We start from the raw sequence: 25977 nt of genomic DNA on the forward strand, positions 1-25977 counted from the left end.
GGGTGCGCGGCCCCCCGGCCGCGCACCCCGGTGCTCACCCGTGCTCGACGGCCACCGGCTCGAAGCCGATACGCGTCGTCGCCGCGTCCTTGGCCCAGCAGACCTCCACCGTGTCCCCGTCCACATTCACCCCGCTCACCACCGCATCGAGCGGTGCCGCGTCGGGCTCCGCGGTCAGCGAGGCGAGCGCCACCAGCACCACCGTGCCCTCAGCGGCCGCGGACAGCCGGGGCACCACCGCCCAGCGCGTGTACGCCGTGCCCTGCGGAGCCCGTATCCCGTCCCGCGTCTCCCAGCCGTGCAGACCGTGCAGCGCGGAGGTCACCGTGTCGTCGCGGCCGGTCGCCCAGCCCGTCTGCTCCACCCGGGCCCCTGCCGGTGCGCCGAGCACGCGGTGTACCCGCAGCTCGTACCGGCCGCGGACCACGGTGACGCTCTCCACCCGCATCCCCGGCACCATCGGCGCACCGGACGTGAACACCGGGCGGTGCCAGGAGGCGGCCCAGCCCCAGCCGTCGCCCCCACCGGCACCCAGTGGACGGATGGCACGGCGACCGCTGCGCGCCCCGTCGACGACCACGGCCAGGTGGTTGTCCGCCACGTTCGCCTTCGACGTGGGGCCGGTCACCGTGGAGTACGACTGACGGCTGTACAGCGGGTCGTCCTGCACACCCGACTCGCCCTCGTGCGGGCGCACATGGTCGCTGCCGTGGTTGTGCAGCCGTACGATCCCGTCCGCCCGGGTGGACTGGACGAGCAGCCCGGGCGCGGGCAGCGCGAGCACCCGGTCGGGGCCCTCGCTCGGCGCGGGCTCCTCGGTAGCGGTCCACAGTGGATGGCCGTCCGGTGCGAGCAGCGAGACGAAGGCCTTGGACGCCCAGTACGGCGACGCGGGGGCCGAGTAGTTCTGCAGCGTCGCCTCGTGCGGACCGTGCCAGCCCAGGCTCAGCAGCCCGTCCGCACCCGTCGCACCCCGGTCCAGGAAGTAGCGCAGCGACCCGTTGATCACCCGACGCGAGACGCCGGGCGTGAGCGGGGTGTGGCCGGTGACGGCGCCGAGCGCGACCGACGAGGCGGCCGCGAAACGGTACGTCAGCGAGCGGCCGAAGTGGATCGGCGCACCGTCACCGCCGAACAGCAGCGAGAAGCCCTCCAGGTGTTCGCGCAGCCGGGCGCCATAGTGCGCGGACAGCTCGGAGTCGCCTGACAGATGCGCGTCCAGTACGGGGTAGAGGTGCAGCGCCCAGCCGTTGTAATGGTCGAACGCGCGGCCGTCGCCGTCCGAGTACCAGCCCTGTCCGCGGTACCAGCCCTCCAGCAGGTCGAGGGCACGCTCCTTCGCACGGGCCGTCTCCGCGTCGCCACGGCCCACCGACTCCAGGAACGCGGCCACGGAGTAGGGGAACAGATACCAGTTGTTGGGGGCGGGGGTGTGCCGCAGTGCGCCGCGCAGCCACTCCTCGGCACGGTCCTGCACCCCGGACTCCAGGCGGTCCCAGAGCCACGGCCGGGTCAGCCGCAGACCGATGGCGACCGACGCGGACTCGACCATCGGCTGGCCGAAGACGGTGTGGTCGCGGATCAGCGGCCAGGACTCGGCATCGTCCCGGCCGGGGGTACGGGTACCGGCCGTGAGCCCGTCGGCGTACCGGTCGAGCCAGCCGTGCGGGTCCTTGCCGTCCGCGCCCGCCACCCGGAAGGCGGCGGCGAGGAACGTACGCGCGTACCCCTCCAGACCGTCGGAGCGCACGCCGGACGCGGACGGCCGGCCCGGCAGGTCCAGCAGCGCCCCGCCCGGAGTGGCCCACTGCCAGGCGGCTTTGAGCAGTCCGTCCGCCGCTGCCTCCCAGTGCGCACGGGTGTAGCCGGTGTGCGGGCTCAACGCCCGGTTGTCGGCGGGGAGTTCGAGGGGAGAGTCCAGGTGGGGTGCGGTCATGCGAGGAATGCCAGCCTTTCGCGTCGTACGGGGTGGGCGAATCCGTCGCCCGCGGCCCAGCGGCCGGCCTCGCCGACCGCCAGATCGACCAGTCGCCGCCACTCGTTGCCCTGCGAGCCTGCGAGGTGCGGGGTGATGGTCACGTTGTCGCACTCCCAGAGGGGGTGTGCGGCGGGCAGTGTGTCGGGCTCCGTGACGTCGAGGATCGCTCGGATCCGGTCCTGCCGGAGTACGTCGAGGAGCGCGTCCTGGTCGACGACGGCGCCCCGCGAGGTGTTGATGAGCACGCCGTCGGGGCGCATCGAGGTGAGCAGTTCACGGCTGACGAGCCCGCGGGTCGCCGGCAGCAGCGGGGTGTGGACGCTCACCACGTCGCTGCGTGCGAACAGTTCACCGAGGCCGACGGGCCGGACGCCGAGCGCGGCGGCCTCTGCCTCGGAGACGTACGGATCGTGGAGCAGCACCGGCAGGTCGTACGGCCGCAGCAGCTCGATGACGCGTCGGCCGATCAGCGAGGCGGACAGAATGCCGACGGTGCGGCCGTAGTTCCCGACCTCGGCCGAGGTGGCGAGCCAGTTGTCGCGGCGGCGTTCCGTCCGGTAGTCGCGGGCCCGTTCCAGGACCCGTTTGCCGGAGAGCAGGACCATGGCGACGGTGTACTCCGCCACCGGCAGGGCGTTGGCGGCGGCTGCCGACGACACCTCGATGCCACGTTCCCAGCAGGCTTCGGTGATGTGTCCGCGGATGGTGCCCGCGGTGTGGACGACGGCGCGCAGATGCGGCGCCGCGTCCAGGGCCGCCGCGTCGAGCGGCGGACAGCCCCAGCCGGTGACCAGGATCTCCACGTCCGCCAGTACGGCGCGGGCCCGGTCGGTGGTGAAGTCGTCGAGAACGGGCAGGGGGGCGAGGTCGCACACCTCGCCGAGCGCGGCCAGGGACCGGGCGTCGAGGAGGGCGGCCGCGGCGTCCGGCTTCATGGCGACGGCGGCGCGCGGCCGGTTCCGGGTGACGGGGGCGTTGGGGGCGGTGCTGGGCATCTTTCTCCTGGTACGAGGGGGACTACTTGACGGCGCCCGCGGTGAGCCCCGACTTCCAGAACCGCTGGAGCAGGGCGAAGGCGAGGATCAGCGGCAGGACTGCGAGCAGCGAACCCATGATCACGGCGGGGTAGTACTCGGGGGAGACGGTGGCGGAACTGTTCCAGACGTAGAGCCCGAGACTGACCGGATACAGGTGCTGGTCGGAGAGCATCACCATGGGCAGGAAGAAGTTGTTCCAGATGGCGGTGAGCTGGAAGAGGAAGACGGTGACCAGGCCCGGCCCCAGCATCCGCAGGGAGACCCGGAAGTACGTGGTCAGCTCGCCGGCACCGTCCACCCGCGCCGCCTCCAGCACCTCGTCCGGTACGTACCCCTGGCTGAATATCCGGCCGAGATAGACGCCGAACGGGTTGAAGAGCACGGGGATGAAGACGGACCAGAAGGTGTTGACCAGGCCGGTGCGGGATGCCATCAGGTACAGCGGCAGCGCGAGCACGGTCTGCGGCACCATCACTGCCGCCAGGACCAGGCCGAACAGCTTCTCCTTGTGAGCGAAACGGTACTTGTCGAAGGCGTACCCGCAGGCGATGCTCACCAGCGCGCCGAGTGCGGCGCCGAGGACCGCGTAGAGCAGGCTGTTGCCGTACCACCGCCCGTACAGTCCGCCGTCCATCGCGAACAGGTCCTTGAGGTTCTGTGCGAAGGAGAAGTGGTCCAGCGACAGCACATTGCTGCCGAACAGGGCGTCGCGGTCCTTGGAAGCGGCGAGCACCAGCCACAGCACGGGCAGCAGCGTGTACAGCACCGAGATGCCGACGACGAGATTGACGACGGAGCGGCCGAGGAGCCGGGGCCGCAGGGTGGCGGCGGTGCGGATGGTGCTCGTCGCGCTCATCGGGCGTCCTCCTCGGGGGCGTTCGTGCGGTTGGTCCAGCGGGTGACGCCGTAGGAGAGGGCAATCGTGCAGACGAGCAGGACGACCGAGGCGGCTGCGGCGAGGCCGTAGTTGTTACGGGTGAACGCGGCGTCGTAGATGTACATGCTGGGCGAGAACCGCGAGTTGATCATCGGTGTGGCCTGGCTGAGCAGCATCGGCTCGGTGAACAGCTGCAGGGCGAAGATCAGGGTGAACATCGCGACCATCACGATCGACGAACGCACCAGGGGGGTCTTGACCTGGAGTGCGGTACGCACCGGCCCGGCGCCGTCGACCACCGATGCCTCGATCACCTCGCGCGGCACGGCCTGCAGGGCGGCGTAGAAGACGACCATGTTGTAGCCGAGGTTGCTCCACAGGGCGATGTTCACGATCGACGGCACGACGGTGTGCACACCGAGGAAGTCGATGGTGATGTCGGCCTTGGCGAACAGGTCGATCACCGGGCTCAGCCCCGGCGTGTACAGGTACAGCCAGATGACGGCGGCGATGATGCCGGGCACCGCGTGCGGCAGGAACAGGCCCAGCTGGGCCCAGGACCGCAGCCGCACCACCCCGGAGTCCAGCAGGAGTGCGAGCGCGAGTGCGCCGATCACCATCAGCGGGATGTAGATCACGCAGTACAGGGCGATGGTGCCGAGCCCGCTGAGGAACGTCGGGTCGGTCAGCACGGCGGTGTAGCTGCGCAGTCCGACGAAGACCGTACGTTCCGGGCCGAAGCCGAGCCCGGGCTGGTCGTCGCTGAAGAAGCTGAGCCATACGGCCGTCCCGACGGGGATCAGGAAGACCGTCACAAGGAGCAGGAAGAACGGGGTCATCAGGGCGCCGCACGCGCCGAGTTCACGGCGCCTGGCGGACCTGCGAGTAGCACGCGCCGGCACCGCGGCCGACGGAGTCCGCGACGGGCGCGCAGTAGGACTCAGGGGAGTGGAAGCGGGCGTGGTGAGGGGGCTGGTCATGGGTGTCACCTGCCTCTCTGCTGCTGGGAAGGGGGACGGGGGCTCGGGTCAGCTGCTGTGCTCGGTGGTGGCGAGGCCCAGTGCCTTGAGGTCCGGCATGGTGCCCCGCTGGGTCGCGCGCACGGCGTCGATCAGTGAGCCCTGGCCGCCGCCCACCCGGGCGAAGCCGTCCTGCATCACCTTCTGGGAGGCGGTCATCCGGGGTCCCCAGGTCCAGCCGTCCCTGATCTTGTGCGCCTCCTGCTCGAAGAGGGTGTAGATGTCCTGGCCGCTGTAGTAGCTGCGGTCGAAGGCCTTGCGGCCCACGGCGACGAGGCCCGGGGCGGCCGGATACTGGCTGCTGGTGCCGCTGGAGAGCCGGGCGCGCAGCGCGTCGGGGTGCGACACCTGCCACTCGATGAACTCCAGGGCGGCCTCCGGGTGCTTGCTGTGGGAGGTGACCGAGAAGGTCGACCCGCCGTGGGTGCCGAGCGCGGAATCGGACTCGTTCCACTGGGGCAGGGGTGCGATGGCCCATTTGCCCTTCTGCGCGGGCCGGGCGTTCATCTGCGCCCCGGCGTCCCAGGCGCCGCTGAGCCGGACGAGGACCAGACCGTTGCTGACCTGGGCGTCGTACTGGCGGCTGTCGACCGTGTTCATGAAGACCAGGTCCTGGTCGATGAGCCGCTGCCAGTACGAAGCGACGCGGCGGGCTGGGCTCGTCGGCGAGCGACACGTTCCAGGCGCCCGCCCGGGTGTCGAACCACTGGGCGCCGGCCTGCCAGGCGAACCCGGCGAACTGCGGGGCGCCGTCCGTGGCGAAGGTCGCCAGCCTGCGGCCGGGGGCCTTGCGGCGCACCGTCCGGGCCACGTCCTCGAACTCGGCCCAGGTGCGCGGGACTTCGAGTCCGTACTGCTTGAAGAGATCGGTGCGGTAGTGCATCACCATCGGTTCGACGTCCAGCGGAACGCTGAAGACACGCTTCTCGAACGTGGTCAGGCCGAGTGCCTGCGGCAGAAGCTTGGCGCGCAGGCTGTCGCTGACCATGTCGGTGATCTCAAGGGCGACACCGTCGATGGCGAAGCCGGGCACCTGGGGGTACTCGATCGTCGCGACGTCCGGCGCGTTGCCGGCCCGTGCGGCGTTGCTGAGCTTCGCGTAACCGCCCTGGCCGCCCGTGGGGATCTGCTGGAAGTCGACCTGGATGGTGTCGTGGGTGCGGTTGAACGCGTCCACGACCTCCTGGCTGCCGCGCAGAGCAGACCAGAAGGTGATGTGCGTGGCCTGTTTCTTGTTCCTGCCGGCTGTGCTGACTGTGTTGCTCGTGCTGCCCGATCCTGATGACCCGCCACTGCCGCTGCAGGCGCTGAGCGCGCCTGTCAGAGGCAGGGCGGCGATCGTGGCGAGCACGGATCGACGGCTTTGTCGACCGGGCATGTGCGCCTCCCGCGGCTCCTGCATTCGGGTCACGGGGAATCCTGATCGGCTGATCGATAGCGGTCAATAGATCGCTCAGAAGAAAATTGAAGCGGTCAAACGCTCACTCTGTGGGAGGGGTCAGGGCCAGCGCGGATCCGCGCACCTTGAGCGTGGGCAGCAGCTCCGTCCGGCGCACCGGACCGGTCGCGCCGGCGGCCCCGGACAGCCGGTGGAGCAGCAGCTCGGCGGCAGCCCGCCCGATCTCCGCCTTCGGCGGCGCCACCGCCGTCAGGGGTGTGCTGCCGAGGGCCGCGACCACATCGTCGTACGCCACCACCGAGCAGTTCCTGGGCACCTCGACACCGCTCTCCGCCAACCGCTGCACCAGCATCAACGCGTCCACATCACCGTGCAGTACGGCGGCTGTGGCGCCCCGCTCCCGCAGCAGTGCGGCAAGGTCGAGAGCGGTGCGGCCGTCGGTGGCGGGGGCGGCCGGGGCGGCGGCTTCCGCAACCGTGACGGCTCCCGCGGCCGGTGAGTCGGGGCCTGGGCCGGGCACCGCCTCCGGCGAACTCAGCGCCACCGACCAGTCCTCCACCTCCGGTCGGCCCGCGGCGATCTCGGCGAACGCGGCCCGGATACTGCGAGCCGTCGGACTGTCGTCGCGGGCGGCCAGCACGATACGGCGGTGCCCCAGCGACACCAGATGCTCCACGGCGAGATACGTCCCGTACCAGTGATCGGAACAGACGGAGTCCAGGGCGTGCAGCGCGCTGCCCGGCCGGGGCCGCCGTTCCATCAGCACGGTCGGCACCCCCACGTCCGCGAGCCAGCCGTAGTCCAGCTCCTCCGAGCGTGCGTTGCGCCAGCGCGGCGCGATCAGCAGCCCGCGGGCTCCGTCCGCCAGTGCCCGCTCCACCAGCGGACGTTCGGCGCCGGCCGACTGGGGCGCAATGTGCAGGGCGATCCGCATCCCGGACTCCTCCAGGACGGTCCGGGCGCCGTGCAGGGTCTCGTACAGGTACGAATGCCGCTCCGGGACGACCAGGGCGACCGCCCCGCCGTCCCCGCCGGGTTCCTCGCCCCTCGGCGCCGGGACCGCGGCGAGCGGCTGCGCCTCCCGTACCGGCCGGGCCACCCCGTGCCCGCGCCGCAGCCGCCCGGCCCGGGTCAGATCCTCGACGTCCCGCCGGATCGTGACCACCGAGACCTCCAGCTCGGCCGCGAGCACGCTGACTTTGACCGCGCCGCGCGACTCCACCACCGACAGAATTCGCTGCCGCCTGAGTTCAACCGGCTCCCGCATGCTGCTGGCCCCCTTGCCGTACCGCTGCGCGTTGTTCGTTTGAACGCTTCCTGTGAGCGCTTGGGTCGCAGCATAGCGATCACCCCTCCGCTGTCCACGCGCGCGGACCGTCCCATACGTCCCACTGATCCCAGGAGGCACTCTTGCGGGCCTTGCGCAACGACACCTAACGTCAACGAACTTGAGATCGACAGTGGAGGGGAGGGGCATATGGAGATCAAGAAAGTAGCGGTTCGCGAGGAAGAGGCGAAGAACCGCGAACGGCAGACGATCGAGAAACGCCCGACGCGCTGATCCGGCACGTTCCGGAACGATTGCGCGCAGTGCGATCGGAACGTAGTGCAGCCGGCCCGCAACACGGCCCGCGCACGGAGGCCGGACATCACATACAAGGGCGGGCGTGGGGCGCGTCCCGGCGTCCGCCCCGTGCCATGGGAGGCACAGTGCGAATTCATCTGGTGACCATGCCGTGGCAGCCGCTCGAACTCCCTTCGCTCCAAGTGGGGCTGCTGCACTCACTGCTGCACCGCACCCGCCCGGACGACGAGGTGCGCGAGTTCCACGGCTCCTTGCGCTGGGCGGAATTCCTGCTGGAACGCTCGCAGGGAATGCTGCGACCCGGCGATCATGTCGCGGTGGGGAGCGAATCGATCTTCGACGGCCTCGGGGACTGGGTATTCTCCGGTGTCCTGTACAAGGACCCCGAATGGGGCGTGGCGCGGCTGAAGGACTATGCCTCGCGGTGCGGGATCGATATCGGCACGGCGACCGCGATGCGCACGCATGCGGCGGAATTCATCGACGAGAGCGCGAGCGCTCTGCTCGCGGGCCTTCCCGATGTCGTGGGGTTCACCTCCACATTCATGCAGAATGTCTCCTCGCTGGCGCTCGCAGCAGAACTCAAACGACGCCGACCCGGACTGACCGTCGTATTCGGCGGCAGTAATTGCGACGGCCCGATGGGCCATGCCCTGCACCGTAACCATCGGTTCGTCGATCATGTGGTGCGGGGTGAGGGGGAGTACGCCTTACCCGCCCTTCTCGCCCATCTCGACGCGGGCACCGCACCGGCCGATGTGCCCGGACTCTGCTGGTGGGACGGGGAGGAGTCGCGCGCCAACGAGGAGTCCCGGCGCACGGTAGCGCCCGGCGACATCCCCTCACCCGACTACGACCTCTGGCAGGAGGCCCTCGACGCCTCCCCGCTCGCGGAGTACGTCCAACCCAAACTGGTGGTGGAGGGCGCCCGCGGCTGCTGGTGGGGCGAGAAGCACCACTGCACCTTCTGCGGGCTCAACGGATCGGCGATGGCCTTCCGCTCCAAGCCCGGCGGACATCTGTGGAACGAGGTCGACCGCCTCGTGCGACGCCACCACATCCTGGACATCGTCACCGTCGACAACATCATCGACATGGCGTACTTCAAGGACTTCCTGCCGCTCGCCGCCGACAGCGGCTGGGACCTGCGCATGCATTACGAGGTCAAGTCCAACCTCACGCCCGAGCAGCTGGAACTGCTGAGCCGGGCCGGCTCGGTCCACATCCAGCCGGGTATCGAATCCCTCAGCAACAAGGCCCTCGACCTGATGGACAAGGGAGTCAGCGGGGCCCGCAACATCCGTACGCTCCGCGAGTGCGAGAACCATTCGCTCACCTGCTCCTGGAACTATCTCTACGGGTTCCCGGGAGAGAGCGCCGAGGACTACGCCTCCGTCATCGACCAGATGCCCGCGCTCGTCCACCTCCAGCCACCCGGCGGCGCCCACCGCATCCAACTGGAGCGATTCAGCCCCAACTTCGCCAACCCGGCGCTCGGCTTCCACCAACGGCAGCCTGCCGAAATGTACAGCCACGTCTACGATCTGCCCGAGGAAGAACTGACCGATCTCGTCTACCTCTTCGACACCCCGCCCGCCGGCATCGGCGGCGAGACCGAGGCGCGTCTGAAGGCCGCAGCCCGCGCCTGGTACACCGGATACCCCACCTCGACCCTGGTCCTGGAACAGCCCGAAAGACCGGACGGCGACGACGTGCTCCTCGTCCACGACCGACGGAGTGGCTGGCCGCGCCGCACCCACCGGCTGACCGGCTGGCAGGCCGCCGCGCTGCGCCATCTGGAGGCGGGCCGCACCCGGTCCGCACTGCACCGGCTGCTCACCGCCGACGGAAACCCACCGACCGACGAGGCGCTCGGCGAATGGCTCGGCCACGCGGTCTGCCTGGGGCTCGTTTTCGACGACGGACGGTCGTACGTGGCGCTGCCCACCTGGCACGTTCCGGTTCGCTCGGTCGAGCGCGCCCCGGAGCCGGAAGCCCACTCGCCCGTGCGCGCCCCGGAGCCGGAAGTCCACTCGGTCGAGCGCACCCCGCTCCGGGGAGAGAAGGTCGCCGGATGAGCCCGCTGCCCGCACCCCCGACCCGTACCGCCCCCACCCTGCCGACCCGGCAGGTGCCGCACCGGATCGACGGACGGCTGGTGACGGTCGGCGAACCGCTGCGGCTGGGCGCGGGCGGCCGACGGTCGGCGGCCGCGGTCCAGTTCCTGCGCGAGTGCCAGAGCCACGATCTCGTCGTGCACTGGACTCCGGCGACCGACGACCCCCTGTTCACCGGCTCCACGGACGAGGTGTCCGCGACAGCCGGCCTGCTGCGCCACCTCCCCGCTCCCGGGCCGCTGCCCGGCGAGCCGCCGGAACTGGCGGCCTGGCGGGACCGTCATGCCTACGGACAGCTCTACCACCGGCGCGGGCCGGACTTCGTGACGGTCATGGACCGCAGGGAGGCCTCGGCCGCCGCTCGTTTCACGATCGACGACCCCGATCTGCTGGCCACCTTCCTGCACGTCCTGGACGCCACTCCCGTGGCCGGCCTGAGCGCGATCGACCGGGAAGCTGTCGACCTGCTGGCGGCGGAACGCCTTGCGTGGGTGACGGACGGCTGGGTGGTGGCCCTGCCACCGCGCATCCGCCGGTGGCCCGTCCCCTGCACAGACATCTGAACGATGGAGCCGCCGCCCGACCCCCCTTCCTCTCCTGCTCGTACGGCTTCTGCCGCTGCCGGGAGCGACCTCCCGGCGCACCCCGGACACTCCCTGCTGCGCCACCGCCCGTTCGCGCTGCTCTGCGGAGAACAGATCGCCAGCTCGGTGGGGCGCCAGGTCACCACCCTGGCGCTCGCGCTGCTCGCCGTGACCCGGCTGGAAGCGGGCCCGTTCGGCGCGTCCGCCCTGATGGCGCTGAGCTACCTCCCCGGAGCGCTCCTCAGCCCGTTCGCCGGTGTGCTGGTCGACCGGGCGCGCCTGCGCGACCTGACCGTGCTCCTCACCGTCCTCCAGGTGCTCGTCGTCGGTTCCGTACCCCTGGCAGACTTCTTCGGCCGGCTCAGCCTGCTCCAGCTGTACGCGGTGGCCACCGCGTCCGGCGCGCTGACCTCCATGCTCGCGGTCGCCCTGCAGGCCGCCCTGCCCCGGGTCGTGCAGCCCGAGCAGCTGCTGTCCGCCAACTCCGCACTGACCGGCGCCCGCACCACCGGGCAGATCGGCGGACCGGCGCTGGGCGGAGTGCTGGTCGGTCTGGCCGGGGCCTCCACGGCGCTGCTGGCCGGCTGCGTGGCGTACGGCATCGAGGCGCTGCTGCTCTTCGCCCTTCCCGCCACGCTGAACACCCCGGCCGAGCGCAGCCGCCCCGCGTCGGGTTCCCGCACGGCCGCACTGCACGCCGGACTTGCCGTGGTGCGCGGGGAGCGGCTGCTGCGCCGGCAAGTGCTCGCGGGAGCCGGATTCAATCTCGGCAGCGGAGCCGTGGACGCGCTCTTCGTGCTCTACGCCACCCGCGAGCTCGCTCTTCCCGCCTGGCAGTTGGGGACGGTGTACGCCGCGTTCAGCGTCGCGACCGTCCTCGGGGTGCTGCTGGCCGGCCGGTTCGCCGCCACCATCGGGCTGGCCCTGGCGACCCGGATCTGCGCGGTGGTGGCAGCCCTCGCCATCTTCCTGGTACCGGCTGCCTCTCTGGGACTCGGCTTCCCGGCGCTGCTCTCGTACCAGTTCCTCTTCGGTCTTTCGGCCACGGTCTGGGCCATCTCCATGACCACCACCCAGCAACTGATCACACCGCCCGAGCTCCAGGGCCGGGTCGCCGGGGTTCTCCAGGCCGCACTCATCGGAACGGTGCCGATCGGCGCGCTCGGCGGCGGCGCGCTCGCCTCCTGGCTGGGCAGCATCCCGGTGCTCACGGGCGGGGCAGCGGTGGCGCTGCTGGCTGCCGCCTGCCTCTGGCTTCCATAGATGGGCCTACCATCTGTTCCTGGCATGGACACTCTCACACTCTGGCAATTGGCCGCGCTCGCCGCGGCATCCGCTCTCGTCGGCTTTTCGAAGTCGGCCGTCAGCGGCGCCAATACGATCAGTCTGGCGGTCTTCGCGGCCGTACTCCCGGCCCGCGAGTCCACCGGAGTACTGCTCCCGATCCTTATCGCAGGCGACGTGCTCGCCGTTCTCATCTACCGGCGACACGCCCACTGGCCGACGCTGCTGCGGCTATTCCCCGCCGTAGCCGTCGGCGTGGTGGCGGGAACGGCCTTCATGATGTGGGCCGACGACGCCGCCGTACGGACATCGATCGGCGCGATCCTGCTGTTCATGGCAGGTGTCACCATCTGGCGACGGAAGCCCGCGGCCACGGGCGGGGAGGTGTCGGAGGAGTCCGGTTCACCCTCGGCGAGCGGCAGGTTCAAGGCCCGCTCGTACGGGGTGCTCGGCGGTTTCACCACCATGGTCGCCAATGCGGGCGGCCCCGTCATGTCGCTCTATCTGCTCTCCGCCGGCTTCCGGAAGCTCGGCTTCCTGGGGACGTCGGCGTGGTTCTTCCTGATCGTCAACACGTCCAAGGTGCCGTTCAGCGTGGGCCTGGGCCTCATCGACGCACAGTCGCTGCTGCTGGACGCCTGCATGCTGCTGTTCGTCCTCCCCGGCGCCTACATCGGCCGCAAGTGCGTGGACCGCATCAACCAGAAGCTCTTCGAGCAGCTGGTGATCGGTGCGACCGTTCTCGGCGGACTCCAGCTGCTGCTGGGCTGACCGCACACAGCGTTCCGTACCGCCACCGCCACCGCTCACACGCCTCAGCCCTCCCTGACCGCTGCTCGCTTCTCGCTGCGACCGGGGAGGGCTGAGGACCGTGCGTGGGCGGGGCCGGGTCAGACGATGCCTTCCTCGACCTCCGCCTGCTCGCGAGCGTTCCCGTACGCCGACGGGGTGCTGTACGAACGGCGCGCGACGAACCACCACACGGTGGCCAGAACCAGCACCGCGACCAGCGCGATCGACGCGTAGTTCATCGAGTCGACCGTCACCGGGGACGACTGCGGGAGCAGGAACAGCACGGTCACGATGGCGACCCACACCACGGCGATCCAGCCGATCGGCTTGCTCCACCGGCCCAGGTGCCAGGGACCGCGCTCGAACCGGTCGCCGGAGCGCAGCTTCAGGAAGATCGGGATCGCATAGGCGGGCGTGATGCCGATGACATTGATCGCGGTCACCGCACCGTACGCGGTGGCGGAGTACAGCGACGGCAGCGCGAGCAGTCCGGCGACGACGACCGACAGCCACACCGCGTTGACGGGTGTCTGGGTGCGCGAGCTCACCTTGTGCCACAGCGCCGAGCCCGGCAGCGCGTTGTCACGGCTGAACGCGAACACCATCCGGCTGGCGGCGGCGACCTCGGCGTTGCCGCAGAACAGCTGCGCCGCGATCACGATCAGGAGCATGGCCGTGGCCCCGGAGGTGCCCAGCGCATCGATCAGGATCTGCGCCGGAGGCACCCCGGTCGCGCTGTCCTGGGTGCCCGCGTAGTCCTGGATCGCGAAGGTCAGTCCGGCGAGCAGTACGAAACCGGCGACCCAGGAGACCCAGATCGCACGGACGATGCCCTTGGCGGCCGTCACCGAGGCGTTCGACGTCTCCTCCGACAGGTGGGCGGAGGCGTCGTAGCCGCAGAACGTGTACTGCGCGAGGAGCAGGCCGATCGCCGCCACGTACAACGGGTTGTGCCAGCCCGTGTCATTGACGAACTCGGTGAAGACGAACGACGGCGACTGGTGGTGCGACGGCACGATGGCCAGCACGGCGACGATCACCGCGACACCGCCGAGATGCCACCACACGCTGATGGAGTTGAGCACACTGACGAGGCGGACACCGAAGAGATTCAGCACAGCGTGCAGCAGCAGAATGCAGACAAAGATGATCATTGTCTTGCCCGGTGTGGGGGTGAATCCCCACTGCAGATTCATCAGCGCGCCGGTGAACAGCGCGGCACCGTAGTCGATACCGGCGATCGCACCGAGCAGCCCGAGCAGATTCAGCCAGCCGGTGTACCAGCCCCACTTGCGGCCGCCGAGCCGGTCGGCCATGTAGTACAACGCCCCCGAGGTCGGGTAGGCACTGGTGACCTCGGCGAGTGCCATGCCGACGCAGAGCACGAAGAGGCCGACACCGGCCCAGCCCCAGAGCATCACCGCCGGGCCACCGGTCGACATGCCGAAGCCGTACAGGGTCATGCAGCCGGACAGGATCGAGATGACGGAGAAGCTGATGGCGAAGTTGCCGAAGCCGCCCATGCGGCGGGCGAGCACCGGCTGGTAGCCGAGTTCACGCAGCCGCTGCTCTTCGTCCTTAGGCGGGGTGGCCTCCGCACCCGACTGGGTCGGGGTGGATATGGACATGGGAAAAACCTCCATGAGCGGTGATGGGGACAGGGATGGAAAGCGGTCGGTTCGAAACGGGGAGGCAGTGCCACGGCGCCGTGGCTCAGCCGTGCGGCCCCGGTCCGGGGCCGCGGGACACGGCGAGACAGCGGCTCCGGGCGCGCAGGAAGACCTCCTCGGCGCCTCCGGGGGCCTTGGGATCACGGGTGCGGTACACCCAGGGAACCGAGGTGAAATAGGGGCCGAGCTCCTGGAACACCGGTGCGGCGTCGGCGAATTGGAGGGCTCCCCACAGGGCGTGGGCCAGATGGTTCAGGTCGAGCAGGGAGTGGGAGATCGGGGCGGTGCGACGGAACCAGAGCTCCAGGGCCCGGGCCGCGTCCCGCTCGGCATCCTCGGTGACCCAGTGGAGATCCAGGGCCTTCTCGTGGCCGTGCTCACGCCGGTAGCGCTCGACCCGCACATGCAGCGGCAGCACATGCAGCGCGGAGCCGTCGGGGGCGGAAGAGGCCGCCCACTGCACGAAGTTGACCGCTTCCGAGAGAGTGCCACCGGCCTTTCGCGCGTACACGAACTGGAGCATCCGGTGGTAGGCCTCGCGGTTGTACGGATCGCGCTTGTCGGCCTCCGCCAGCAGCCCCCACGGGCCGGGGAAAAGCATCGGCCCCGGCGGATGCAGCCGGTGCTCCTCCAGCTGCTGCCGCTCGTCCAGCTGGGACAGGGCCAGCAGACACACCCATGGCACCGGGTCCGCGGGCGAGGTGTGCGCGGCAGTCCGGCAGGCTCCCCACGCTTCCTGCCACAGCTCCTGCGCACGGTGATGGCCCTCGCGGTTGGCCCGCACGGCCCGTTCCACGACGACCCGTGCCTGCATCACGGCAGCGGCGACACTCCGGGGCTCCTCGGCCAGCCAGGCCTGCACAGCATCCGAACCGGCGGCAACCGCTCCGAGCACCTGTGTGCGCTGCGTCCACAGGGTCCAGTCCGGCGTACTCTCCAGCAGATTCCGCATGGACATCCAGCGTCCGGTGCGCAAATCCTGTAACGCGACACGCAATTCGTTGTCATGGCCGGCCGGGTGGTAGACCGGCCGGAAGTCACTGTTGGCCATGGACTCGCCCCGCCCCCGTGCGACGGGTCGGCATGCGACGGATGGGGGATCTCCTCAGCACGTCACGCAACCCGGCGGCGGCATGGAACCCGTGCAGAAGCGGAAGGCCCGGGAGCCGAGATCTCGGCGCTCGGGGCGGGGTGTCGGTCTCATCAATCCTCAAGGACGTGGGGGGTGAAGCAGCTGTTGAAGACGAACTGCCCGAAAGCGTCCGGTTGTTGCTCGGCGGTGAGTGTAAGGCCAGTTGCGCCGAACTCCGGACCGATTCGCGGATCTTACTCAAGTCATCTGATTCGTATGGACATTGACCGGCATCCGGTCGTTCCGGGCGTGCACCCGGGCGGCCCTTGACGTACGCGGTGGTCTGCACCACTCTGGGCGTCGGAGATCAATGATCACGATTCCGTTCGAGCCACAGAGCTTCCGCACAGCTGGAGTGTCGATGACAGGCCCGGTACTCGCCGTGGACCAGGGCACATCGGGAACCAAGGCTCTGGTGGTCTGCCCCGAGCGTGGCGTGATCGGTTCCGGTTCGGCGCCGGTGCGGCCGCGTCACGGTGCCGGGGGAGCGGTCGAGGTCGACCCCGCCGAACTGCTCGCCTCGGTCGTCGACGCCGGACGCCGGGCGTTGCACGAGGCGGGTGAGCCGGTGGCCGCCGTCGGCCTCGCCAACCAGGGCGAGACGGTGCTCGCCTGGGATCCCGGCACGGGGAGGCCGCTCACCGACGCGATCGTCTGGCAGGACCGGCGCTCCGCCCCGATCTGTGCCGAACTTGACCCGTACGAAGAAGAGTTGACGCAACTCACCGGGCTTCCGCTCGATCCGTACTTCGCCGCACCCAAGATGGCCTGGATCCGCCGGGAGCTGACCCGCGAGGGCGTCGTCACCACCAGCGACTCCTGGCTCGTCCATCAGCTGACCGGTGCGTTCGTCACGGACGCGGCGACCGCAGGACGCACCCAGCTGCTGGACCTCGACCGGGTCAGCTGGTCACCCGCGGCCCTGGACATCTTCGGCCTCGGCGACGAACGCCTCCCGGTCGTCGTCGACTCCGACGGGACTGTCGGTACGACGACCGCCTTCGGCGGTGAACTCCCGCTGACCGGACTCCTCGTCGACCAGCAGGCCGCCCTGCTCGCCCAGAACGCCCTGGACCCGGGCAACGCCAAGTGCACCTACGGAACCGGCGCGTTCCTGCTCGCCCAGACCGGGCCCGCCCCGCGCCGCGGCTCCACCGGACTGGTCAGCTGTGTCGCCTGGCGCCTCGGCGGCCGTACGAGCTACTGCCTCGACGGACAGGTCTACACCGCCGCGTCCGCCGTCAACTGGCTCACCGGCCTGGGCGTGATCTCCGGCGCGGCCGACCTCGACCCGGTCGGCGCCACCGTCCCCGACTCCGGCGGCGTCACGTTCGTACCGGCACTCGCCGGACTCGCCGCTCCCTGGTGGCGCGGCGATCTGCGCGGATCGGTGACCGGCCTCGGCCTCGACACCACCGCGGGCCACCTGGTGCGCGCCCTGTGCGAAGGCATCGCCGCACAGGTCGTCGAGCTCACCGAAGCGGTCGCGACGGACCTGGGCTCCCCGCTGACCTCGCTCCGCGTCGACGGCGGGCTGACCCGCTCCGCACTGCTCATGCAGACCCAGGCCGATCTGCTGCAACGACCCGTGGAGGTGTCCGCGCTGCCCGATGTCACCGCACTCGGCGTCGGAGCCGTCGCCCGCCTCGGCCTCGACTCCCGGCTCCCGCTCCAGCAGGCCGTACCCGAATGGAAGCCCGCCGCCGTGTATGAGCCCCGGATCGGCGCCGACGAGGCCGCCGAACGCCTCGCCGGATTCCGTGCGGCCGTGCAGACCCTGCTGGAACATGCCTGATACGTACGAGAGTCACGCGATGAACTGCACGATCACCACGGCCGGAGACCTGACGGCCGGCCTGCCCGGGAATCCGGCGGGCGAGCTGCCCGAAACGCCGGCCTACGACGTGACCGTTGTCGGCACAGGCGTCGTCGGAGCCGCCATCGCCCGCGAACTGGCCCGCTACCGGCTGCGTACTGCCCTCGTCGACGCCTCGGACGACATCGGCAACGGCACATCGAAGGCCAACACCGCCATCCTGCACACCGGTTTCGATGCCGTACCCGGCTCGCTGGAAGCCAGGCTCGTACGCGAAGGGCAGTACAGACTCCGTGCGTACGCCGCCGAGACCGGCATCCCCGTCGAACGCGTCGGCGCCCTCCTCGTCGCCTGGGACGAGGAACAACTAGCCGCACTTCCCGCCCTGTTGGCAAAGGCCGAACGCAACGACTACCACGCGGCACGCCTCCTGGACGCCGACGAACTCCGGGCCCGCGAACCCCATCTGGGGCCCGGCGCCCTCGGCGCACTCGAAATCCCCGACGAAAGCATCATCTGCCCCTGGACGACCCCGCTCGCCTACGCCACCCAGGCCGTGCGGGCAGGAGTCCATCTGCACCTCAACTGCCGGGTACAGCACATCGACAGCGGCGACGACGTCCACACCCTCACCACCACCCGCGGGACACTGCGCACCCGCCATCTGATCAACGCCGCAGGACTGTACGCCGACGCACTCGACCGGGAACTCGGCCACGACGTCTTCACCGTCACCCCGCGCCGCGGCCAGCTCATCGTCTTCGACAAGCTCGCTCGCGATCTCGTCAGCCACATCCTGCTCCCCGTGCCCACCGCCGCCGGCAAGGGCGTCCTGGTCGCACCGACCGTCTTCGGCAATGTGCTGCTCGGCCCGACCGCCGAAGAACTCGACGACAAGACCGCCACCGGATCGACCGCGGACGGCATCGCCCTGCTGCGCGAGAAGGGCCGCCGCATCCTGCCCGGACTGCTCGACGAAGAAGTCACGGCCGTCTACGCCGGACTGCGCGCTGCCACCGGTCAGGAGGACTACCGCATCCAGGACTACCCGGACCGGCGCTACATTGCCGTCGGCGGCATCCGCTCCACCGGACTCACCGCCTCCATGGCCATCGCCGCGCATGTCACCGAACTGCTCGGCGGCTCGGGCCTCGATCTCGGTACGCCGTCCGAACTGCCGTCCGTCACCATGCCCAACCTCGGCGAGGCATTCCCCCGCCCCTACGAGAACGCCGAACTGATCGCCGAGGACCCGGCCTACGGCATGCTCGTCTGCCACTGCGAACGGGTCTCCGCGGGCGAGATCAGGGACGCCCTGTCCGGCACGATCCCGCCACTCTCCCGGGACGGTCTGCGGCGCAGAACCAGGGCCGGCAACGGGCGCTGTCAGGGGTTCTACTGCGGGGCCGCGGTCCGTGCACTGTTCGAGGAGGCCCGGCCATGACCCGGCGTGAGCGCACCGTCGACGTCCTGGTCGTCGGGGGCGGTCCGGCCGGTCTCGGCGCCGGGGCCGAACTCGCCGCATCCGGTGCGGGCCGGGTCGAGATCCTGGAGCGCGAACAGACCGCGGGCGGCATCCCGCGCCACTGCCTGCACGGCGGCTTCGGTGGCCGCGCCACCGGGGGAGGGCTGTCCGGGCCCGCGTACGCCCGGGAATGCGTCGCCGCGGCCGAACGGGCCGGAGCCACCCTGCGTACCGGCGTCACCGTCACCGGCCGGCCCGGACCACTGACCGTCGACACCACCGCACCGACCGGACTCGAACGGATCACCGCCCGCGCAGTCCTCCTCGCCACCGGCGCCCGCGAACGCCCCCGCAGCGCCCGCCTCGTCCCCGGCACCCGCCCGCCCGGCGTCTACACCACCGGCGAACTCCAGCAGGCCGTCCATCTCCACCGGCAGCGGATCGGCACCCGCGCGGTCGTCATCGGCAACGAACCCGTCAGCCGCGCCGCGGCCGACACCCTGCGCGTCGCCGGCCTGGACGTCGTCGCCATGGTCACCGACCAGCCGCCCTCGCGGCTCACCGCCCTGACCCGGACCGGGGACCGCACCCCGCTCCTCACCCACGCCACCGTCACCGCCCTGACCGGCCGGGAACGGCTCACCGGAGTGGCGCTGCGGCATCACGACGGCCGGACCACGACCCTGCGCTGCGACACCGTCGTCTTCACCGGCGACTGGATCCCCGACCACGAACTGGCCCGGCGCGGCACGGTCACCCTGGACCCCGGCACCCGCGGCCCCGCGTACGACGCCTCGTACCGCACGACCGAGACCGGAGTCTTCGCCGTCGGCAATCTGTTGCACGGCGTGGAGAGCGCCGGCATCGCGGCCGCCGAGGGCCGGGCCGTCGCCGCGCCCGTACTGCGTCACCTGGCGGCGGATGCCTGGCCTGCCGACCGGCCGTCCGTCGCGGTCGATTCCCCGCTCCAGTGGATCGCACCGAACCTCATCGGTCCCGGAGACGACATCCCGCTCCATGGCCGCTTCACCCTGCGCACCAGCCGGAGACTGCCCTCGCCGCTGCTCGTCGTACGCCAGGACGGCCGTGTGCTGCACCGACAGCGACTGCTGCTGCCCGCCGAACCGGGCCGTCCGTTCCATCTGCGTGCCGACTGGCTCGACCGGGTCGATCCGCACGGCGCGACCGTGCGGATCGCGGTGCGCTGACCATACGTCAGGGAATCAGCAGCCAGTCCGAACCGATCGCCGCCAGCAGACCGACGGCCAGCAGCCAACTGCCGAGCCGGGTACGGCCGTTCCTGCTCAGCTCGATCACGATCCCGCACAGGATCAGCGCGAGCCCGTACACCCCGACCACCAGCACGGACGACCGGCTGGCGATCCGCAGCGCGAGAACGACCGCCATCGCGGCCATGCCGACCGACGAGAGAGCGATGCGCAGCCGTCTCGCCTGACGCGGCGTCAGTGTCCGGTCCCCGGTCTCGGCGGCTGCATCGGGCACAGCCCCGGAATCGGTCTCGGGCACAGCCCCGGAATCGGTCTCGGGGACGGCCTCGGAACCGGTCTCCGGAACTTTCTCCGAAACGGCCTGGGAATCGGGTTCCGGAACGGCCTCGGGAGTGGTCTCGGCAGCGGCTATCGGGGTGTCCGCAGCCTGGTCCTGGTCAGAAATGCTCATGACGCCGGATCGTAATGGCTGTGGGCCGCCCTGTTCACCGCTCCGGGCGTCGGGCGGCGAAAGTGACGTAGGTTCGGTACATGCCCGGCCACATCCTGATCCTCGGCGGTACGACCGAAGCCCGGCAGCTCGCCGCCGAGCTGACCGGGCCGACCGAGCCCGGCGGCGACGCGACGGTGCGCATCACCACCTCGCTGGCCGGCCGCGTCGCCCGGCCCCGGATGCCCGCCGGCGACGTACGCATCGGAGGCTTCGGCGGCCCCCAGGGCCTCGTCGACTGGCTGCGTACCCACGGCGTGGACACCGTCGTCGACGCCACCCATCCGTTCGCCGACACCATCAGCGCCAACGCCGCCGAGGCCGCGAAGGCCACCGGCACCGCACTGTTCGCGCTGCGCCGCCCCGGCTGGACGGCGGGCCACGGCGACCGCTGGCACCCGGCCGGCGACCTCGCGCACGCCGCCGCGCAACTGCCCGCCCTGGGCCGCCGGATCTTCCTCACCACCGGCCGCCTGGGCCTGGCCGCCTTCGCCACCGCCCCGGGCGCGGACGCGCTCCACTTCCTCGTACGGTCCGTGGAGCCCCCCGAGCCGCCGCTGCCACGTCACACCGACGTACTCCTCGACCGTGGCCCGTACACCGTCGACGGAGAGACGGCGCTGCTGCGTGACCACGCCATCGACGTCCTCGTCACCAAGGACAGCGGCGGCCCCGCGACCGCGGCGAAACTCACCGCGGCCAGGAACCTCGGACTGCCCGTGGTCGTGGTCCGCCGACCACCACCGCCCGAAGGTGTACCCGTCGTGCACGATGTGGCGTCGGCGCTCCAACTGCTGTGCCGGACAAGCTGATTCAGCCGCGACGCAGCAGATACGTATCCATGATCCAGCCCTTGCGGGTGCGCGCCTCGGCCCGCAGCTCCTCGATCCGGTCCGACACCTCGGCGAGGCGCCCGGAGACCAGGATCTCGTCCTCGGTCCCCACGTACGCGCCCCAGTAGATGAAGAGGTCCTGGTCGAGATGGCGGGTGAACGCCTGCCGTGCGTCGAGCATCACCACCACGTCGTCGACCCCTTCGGGCCAGCCCTCGGCCAGCCGCCGGCCCGTCGTGATCTGCACCGGCCTCGCCACCCGGTTCAGCCCCGTCCGGTGCTTGGCCAGCAGAGCGGAGACGCTGCTGATCCCGGGGACCACCTCGTGGTCGAAGGCGACGGAACCCCGGTCGAGGATCTCTTCGAGGATGCCGAGCGTGGAGTCGTACAGCGCCGGATCGCCCCACACCAGGAACGCCCCGCACTCGTCCTCGCCGAGATCCTCCGCGATGAACCGCTCGTACAGATCCGCGCGGCGCCTGCGCCAGTCGTCCACCGCGGGTGAGTAGTCCGACGTCCCGCGGTCCCGCTCCGGATCCCGCGCCTCGACGAGCCGGTACGAGGTGTTCTCCACATGCACATCGAGGATGTCCCGCCGCAGCCCGGTCAGATCGGACTTCTCCTCACCCTTGTCGAGGATGAAGAACGCATCCGCCCGGTTCAGCGCCTTGACGGCCTGGAGGGTCAGATGGTCGGGGTCGCCCGCGCCGATTCCGATGACATAGATCTTTCTCACCGCACCGAGTCTGCCCCATGCCCCAGCGCCCCGGGCGTCCGGGCTACCGGCCCCCGGGCCGCAGACACGGCGCCTCGTCGGCCGCGTCGACGGGCCGGGCCCGCGCCGCGTCCGCGCCGCAGGCATCCTTCGCCTCGACCCGCCCCGCCAGCTCCTGCGCCCAGCCGATCAGCCCGTCGACCCCGATCCCGTGAGGACGGGTGGCCCCGAACTCCGCGAGCGCCGCCGCGCCCCGTCGCAACAGCCGCGCCCCGCCCGCCGTATTGCCCCGCGCCGCATGCGTCAGCCCCACGGCCAGCTGCGCAAGACCGCGCCACAACTCCCGTTCCGCCACCGGGCCCGACTTCCAGGCATCCTCGAACACCTCGTGCGCATGGAACGGCATCCCCGCGTCCAGCAGCCGTTGCGCCTCACGCAAGGTCTCCTCGGGGGTACGGGTCACCCCCTCGGGCTGCCGCTCCACTCCCGGTGCCCCGTACGGCAGGGGGCGTCCCAGCCCGTCACGGGGGCGCGCATTGCGTGCCCGGCCCTCGGCGTCGCGGTCCCTGCGAGTCTCGTCCACCCCTCGATTGTGCCCCGCACCTGCGGCGAACTGTCCGAACCACTGTCGGTGGACCCCCGCGCACGACTAGTGTCGACAGTCATCCGCACCACTTTGGGGAGGGTAGGGATGAAGCAGTCCCGGCCGCTGTACGAGCGCGAACCGGAACTCGCCGCTGCCGCACAAGCCGTGGATGCCCTGTGCGGCGCCCAGGCAGCCGGCGGGCTGCTGATCTTCAGCGGCGAGGCAGGCATCGGCAAGACAGCACTGCTCGCCCAGATCCAGGCGATGGCCGCCGACCGCTGCACGGTCTGGTCCGCACGTGGCGGCGAAACGGTCACATCCGTGCCCTTCCACGTCGTACGCCAACTGCTGCAGCCGGCACTCGACCAGTTCCCGCCCGACGAGGTGCGGACCCTGTTCGGGGCCTGGTACGAGATCGCCGCGCCCGCACTCGGACTCGCCGAACCGAGCGGTCCCCAGCCCGATCCGCAGGGCGTGCGGGACGGCCTCGACTGGGTGGTCTCCCGGCTCGCGTCCCGGCTGAGCCACCGTCCACTGCTGCTCATCATCGACGACGCGCACTGGGCGGACGGCGAATCCCTCGCCTGGCTCGCCTCGTTCACCGCGCGCCTCGGCGAACTGCCCGTCCTGGTCGTCCAGGCCCACCGGCCGGAAGAACTGGCAGCGCGGCAGAAGGAGAGCGGACCGGTTGGCGCCCACCCCTCCCAGGTCCGGGTCGCGCTGCGCGCCCTCACCCCGGACGCCACCGCGGAACTGGTCCGCGCGGGCCTCGGTGAACACGCCGACGACCCGTTCTGCCGCGAGGTGTGGGCCGTCACCGGCGGCAACCCCTACGAGGCGGTCGAACTCGTCGCCAAGGTCCAGGACCGCGAACTGACGCCCCTGGAGGAGTCGGCCGGGTTGCTGCGCGAACTCGGGGCATCGGCCCGCGGCAGCGGACTCGTCGCCCGGCTCGAACGGCTCGGTACCAACGCCAACCGGTTCGCCTGGGCCGCCGCCGTCCTCGGTACGGACATCTCGCAGGATCTCGCCGCCACCCTCGCCGGAATGAGCCCCGCCGAGGCCGCCGACTGCACGGCGCGGCTGCGCGAAGCCCGTATCGTCACCGGCTTCGACCCGCTGGAGTTCGTCCACCCGCTGATCGCCACCGCGGTGTACCGATCCATCCCGCCGGCCACCCGCACCGCCATGCACGGCCGGGCTGCCTGGGCGATCTCCCGTGCGGGACTCGGCCCCGCCGCGGCCTCCCGGCACCTGCTCGAAGTACACCCCGACGACGACCAGGAACTGGTCGAGCAGCTCCGCGAAGCAGCCAAACAGCACCTTGCCGTCGGTGCCCCGGAGGCAGCCCGCCGCTGCCTCGAACGCGCTCTGCAGGAACCACCGCGCCAACGGGTCAGGGCCACCCTGCTGTACGAACTGGGCTGCGCCACACTGCTCAGCTCCCCGGCCACCACCGTCCAGCATCTGCGGACCGCCCTCGAGATGCCCGGACTCTCCGACGACCAGCGGGTCGACGCCACCTACCGGCTCGCGGCCGCGCACTCCCACAACAACCAGCTGAAGGAAGCGGCACGCGCCCTCGCCGCCGAGGCCGCACGCACCGCCCCGGGCCCCGGCCTGATGCGGCTCCAGGCCGCCCACTTCCTCTGGGAGGGCATGCAGGCCGCCGAGGACGACGGACCTGCCCGTTCCGGCCGGCTCGCCCGGAATGCCGACCATCTGTCCGGCCGCGACAACGCCGAGCGCGCCCTGCTCACCATCCGCGCCTTCGACGCCATGATGCGCGGCGAGAACTCCCAGCTCATCGTCGACCTCTGCGAACGCGCTCTGGTCGACGGCCACCCCGCCCGCGGGCTCGGCTGGACCGACACCGAGTGGGGCTTCGAACTCCCGACCCTCGTCGGGATCACCTACGCCTTCACCGACCAGCTCGACCGGGCCGAGGAACTCTTCGGCGAGGCCGTCCGCGCCTTCGAGATCTCCGGCTGGAGCGGTGCGCATCTCGCGTTCGCACACACCCTGCTCGGGCTGGTCCACCGCCGTCGCGGCCGGCTGGCCGAGGCCGAGGGCTTCCTCCGGGAAGGACTGCGCCTCGCCGACCGTGTCGGCAGCGGACTTCCCGTCCACTGGGACGCGGCCTGTCTGCTCATCGACACATTGGTCGCCCGCGGCCGTGTCACCGAGGCCCGTGAGATCGCCGACCGTTACGACTTCGGCTCGCCCTACCCCAGCGCGATGGTGCTGCCCGACGCGCCGTGCGTACGCGGCCGGCTGCTGCTGGCCGAAGGCCGTACGAAGGAAGCGGTCACCGAACTGGAAGCGGCCGGTCAGGCCCTCGAACCGCGAGGCAGGTTCAACGGCGTCTGGGCTCCCTGGGCAGGCGATCTCGCCCGCGCACTGGCCGAGGAGGACCCGGGCCGCGCCGCTCAACTCGCCACCTCGGCCCGGGTGCACGCCGAACGCTTCGGCACGGACACCGCGATCGGTGAGGCCCTGCGCTGTGCCGCCCTCTTCGCCCGAGCCGAGGACGCCACCCATCTGCTGGCCGAGTCGGTCCGCCACCTGGAGGCGTCCCCGTCCGCGTACGAACACGCCCTGGCCCTCGTCGACTACGGCATCGCGGTCCGCTCCCCGCGCGAACTCGCCAGAGCCCACAAACTGGCCACGGCATGCGGCGCCGAATCCCTGGCAAACCGCGCCCACCAGGCACGGGCGTCGATCCGGTCCTCGGAGTGAGGTAATGTTTGTCCTGCGCAGCCGCCCGGGAACACCGGGGGGAACCGCATCGGGACGTGGCGCAGCTTGGTAGCGCACTTGACTGGGGGTCAAGGGGTCGCAGGTTCAAATCCTGTCGTCCCGACTGGAGACAGTCGCAGGTCAGGGCCGGTTTCGGAAACATCCGAAACCGGCCCTTGGTCATTCTTGGGGACCAGCTGGGGACCAGCCTCCTTGACCGGTGTCAGCGGGTCATGACGATCGGGCCCGGCAGGGAGCGCGGTGCGCGCAGCACGCTGAGGTGGGCGGAGAGAGCCGCCCCGGCGGCCGTGGTCTTGTGTACGTCCGGGTGAAGGTAGCGCTGGGTGGTGGTCAGTGACCCGTGGCCGGCGATTCTGCGTAGGGCGTGCACTTGGACCCCTGCGTCGGCGAACCAGGTCAGTCCGGTGTGCCGGAGGTCATGGCGGCGCAGGTGTTCGTAGCCGAGCTTGGTCCGAGCCGAGGAGGTAGCCGAGCGCGGTGTCCACGAGGTTCGCCGCGTCGCCCAGCTCCCGGCGCTCCAGCGCACTCGTGTCGCCGCATACGGCCGCGAGCTACCCGGCCTGGTTGTTGTCGTACGACGCCAGCACCTTTTACGCGGCCAGCCGCCGC

Annotated in this window: 20 protein-coding genes, 1 tRNA gene and 1 pseudogene; 10 read left to right on the plus strand and 12 right to left on the minus strand. The window is 70.7% G+C overall.

All coding sequences use genetic code 11. The annotated features are described in order from the left end of the window. Positions 1-34: 34 nt before the first annotated feature. The 6 genes and pseudogenes from ACGFU7_RS35715 to ACGFU7_RS35740 form a co-directional block, all read right to left on the minus strand. Positions 35-1936 carry a DUF2264 domain-containing protein gene (locus tag ACGFU7_RS35715; protein ID WP_393701578.1) on the minus strand — a complete coding sequence of 634 codons (1902 nt, stop codon included), beginning with the start codon at positions 1934-1936 and terminating at the stop codon, positions 35-37. Further along, positions 1933-2973: a hydroxyacid dehydrogenase gene (locus ACGFU7_RS35720; protein WP_393701579.1), complete on the minus strand. Its 1041-nt coding sequence runs from the start codon at positions 2971-2973 to the stop codon at positions 1933-1935. Before ACGFU7_RS35720 ends, ACGFU7_RS35715 begins: the two co-directional genes overlap by 4 nt. Before the next feature lie 22 nt (positions 2974-2995). After that, on the minus strand, positions 2996-3871 hold the full coding sequence (locus ACGFU7_RS35725; RefSeq protein WP_393701581.1) for a carbohydrate ABC transporter permease: 876 nt from the start codon (positions 3869-3871) through the stop codon (positions 2996-2998). Beyond that, the gene (locus ACGFU7_RS35730; protein WP_393701582.1) at positions 3868-4872 is read right to left on the minus strand and encodes a carbohydrate ABC transporter permease; all 1005 of its coding nucleotides are present in this window, start codon (positions 4870-4872) and stop codon (positions 3868-3870) included. The genes ACGFU7_RS35725 and ACGFU7_RS35730 overlap by 4 nt, the downstream gene beginning before the upstream one ends. 48 nt (positions 4873-4920) lie before the next feature. Then, positions 4921-6289, minus strand: a pseudogene (locus tag ACGFU7_RS35735) (ABC transporter substrate-binding protein). Between the two features lie 103 nt (positions 6290-6392). Continuing rightward, entirely contained in the window at positions 6393-7577 is a 1185-nt protein-coding gene (locus ACGFU7_RS35740) for a substrate-binding domain-containing protein (RefSeq protein WP_393701584.1), read from the minus strand. Positions 7578-8020: 443 nt separating this feature from the next. Between ACGFU7_RS35740 and ACGFU7_RS35745 the strand changes: the two genes are divergently transcribed. From ACGFU7_RS35745 to ACGFU7_RS35760, 4 genes are read left to right on the plus strand one after another with little or no spacing between them, the layout of a single operon-like run. Continuing rightward, a complete protein-coding gene (locus ACGFU7_RS35745) occupies positions 8021-9973 on the plus strand; it encodes a RiPP maturation radical SAM C-methyltransferase (RefSeq protein WP_393701585.1) in 1953 nt (650 codons plus the stop codon). Next, the gene (locus tag ACGFU7_RS35750) at positions 9970-10575 is read left to right on the plus strand and encodes a DUF5825 family protein (protein ID WP_393701586.1); all 606 of its coding nucleotides are present in this window, start codon (positions 9970-9972) and stop codon (positions 10573-10575) included. Before ACGFU7_RS35745 ends, ACGFU7_RS35750 begins: the two co-directional genes overlap by 4 nt. 3 nt (positions 10576-10578) lie before the next feature. Then, complete coding sequence (locus tag ACGFU7_RS35755) at positions 10579-11859, plus strand: MFS transporter (RefSeq protein WP_393701588.1); 1281 nt, start codon at positions 10579-10581, stop codon at positions 11857-11859. A 24-nt stretch (positions 11860-11883) separates the two neighbouring features. After that, entirely contained in the window at positions 11884-12651 is a 768-nt protein-coding gene (locus ACGFU7_RS35760; protein WP_393701590.1) for a sulfite exporter TauE/SafE family protein, read from the plus strand. A gap of 119 nt (positions 12652-12770) precedes the next feature. Here the strand turns inward: ACGFU7_RS35760 and ACGFU7_RS35765 are convergent, their stop codons facing one another. Then, positions 12771-14300: an amino acid permease gene (locus ACGFU7_RS35765; protein WP_393701592.1), complete on the minus strand. Its 1530-nt coding sequence runs from the start codon at positions 14298-14300 to the stop codon at positions 12771-12773. Positions 14301-14385: 85 nt separating this feature from the next. Beyond that, positions 14386-15393 (minus strand): hypothetical protein, encoded by a 1008-nt coding sequence (locus ACGFU7_RS35770; RefSeq protein WP_393701594.1) that lies wholly within the window; start codon positions 15391-15393, stop codon positions 14386-14388. A 442-nt stretch (positions 15394-15835) separates the two neighbouring features. Between ACGFU7_RS35770 and ACGFU7_RS35775 the strand changes: the two genes are divergently transcribed. From ACGFU7_RS35775 to ACGFU7_RS35785, 3 genes are read left to right on the plus strand one after another with little or no spacing between them, the layout of a single operon-like run. Then, positions 15836-17269 (plus strand): FGGY family carbohydrate kinase, encoded by a 1434-nt coding sequence (locus ACGFU7_RS35775; RefSeq protein WP_393701595.1) that lies wholly within the window; start codon positions 15836-15838, stop codon positions 17267-17269. A gap of 19 nt (positions 17270-17288) precedes the next feature. Continuing rightward, the gene (locus tag ACGFU7_RS35780) at positions 17289-18734 is read left to right on the plus strand and encodes an NAD(P)/FAD-dependent oxidoreductase (protein WP_393701670.1); all 1446 of its coding nucleotides are present in this window, start codon (positions 17289-17291) and stop codon (positions 18732-18734) included. Then, positions 18731-19963 (plus strand): NAD(P)/FAD-dependent oxidoreductase, encoded by a 1233-nt coding sequence (locus tag ACGFU7_RS35785; protein ID WP_393701597.1) that lies wholly within the window; start codon positions 18731-18733, stop codon positions 19961-19963. Before ACGFU7_RS35780 ends, ACGFU7_RS35785 begins: the two co-directional genes overlap by 4 nt. Before the next feature lie 7 nt (positions 19964-19970). Here ACGFU7_RS35785 and ACGFU7_RS35790 read toward each other — a convergent pair whose 3' ends face one another. Further along, positions 19971-20435 carry a hypothetical protein gene (locus ACGFU7_RS35790; RefSeq protein ID WP_393701599.1) on the minus strand — a complete coding sequence of 155 codons (465 nt, stop codon included), beginning with the start codon at positions 20433-20435 and terminating at the stop codon, positions 19971-19973. A gap of 80 nt (positions 20436-20515) precedes the next feature. On the opposite strand from ACGFU7_RS35790, the gene ACGFU7_RS35795 reads away from it, so the two are divergent. Next, positions 20516-21286: a cobalt-precorrin-6A reductase gene (locus ACGFU7_RS35795; RefSeq protein ID WP_393701600.1), complete on the plus strand. Its 771-nt coding sequence runs from the start codon at positions 20516-20518 to the stop codon at positions 21284-21286. Position 21287: 1 nt separating this feature from the next. Here the strand turns inward: ACGFU7_RS35795 and cobF are convergent, their stop codons facing one another. Beyond that, positions 21288-22043, minus strand: coding sequence for a precorrin-6A synthase (deacetylating) (cobF, locus tag ACGFU7_RS35800; protein WP_393701601.1), 756 nt, complete (start codon positions 22041-22043; stop codon positions 21288-21290). A 43-nt stretch (positions 22044-22086) separates the two neighbouring features. Beyond that, a complete protein-coding gene (locus tag ACGFU7_RS35805) occupies positions 22087-22605 on the minus strand; it encodes a DUF309 domain-containing protein (protein ID WP_393701603.1) in 519 nt (172 codons plus the stop codon). A gap of 108 nt (positions 22606-22713) precedes the next feature. Between ACGFU7_RS35805 and ACGFU7_RS35810 the strand changes: the two genes are divergently transcribed. Both ACGFU7_RS35810 and ACGFU7_RS35815 read left to right on the plus strand, forming a co-directional pair. After that, the gene (locus ACGFU7_RS35810; RefSeq protein ID WP_393701605.1) at positions 22714-25347 is read left to right on the plus strand and encodes an ATP-binding protein; all 2634 of its coding nucleotides are present in this window, start codon (positions 22714-22716) and stop codon (positions 25345-25347) included. A gap of 50 nt (positions 25348-25397) precedes the next feature. Next, positions 25398-25471: transfer RNA gene (locus tag ACGFU7_RS35815), tRNA-Pro, on the plus strand. Positions 25472-25570: 99 nt separating this feature from the next. Here the strand turns inward: ACGFU7_RS35815 and ACGFU7_RS35820 are convergent. After that, positions 25571-25894, minus strand: coding sequence for a tyrosine-type recombinase/integrase (locus ACGFU7_RS35820; protein WP_393701607.1), 324 nt, complete (start codon positions 25892-25894; stop codon positions 25571-25573). Positions 25895-25977 lie beyond the last annotated feature (83 nt).

The sequence above is a fragment of the Streptomyces sp. NPDC048473 genome (genome assembly GCF_043200155.1).
Taxonomy (GTDB): domain Bacteria; phylum Actinomycetota; class Actinomycetes; order Streptomycetales; family Streptomycetaceae; genus Streptomyces.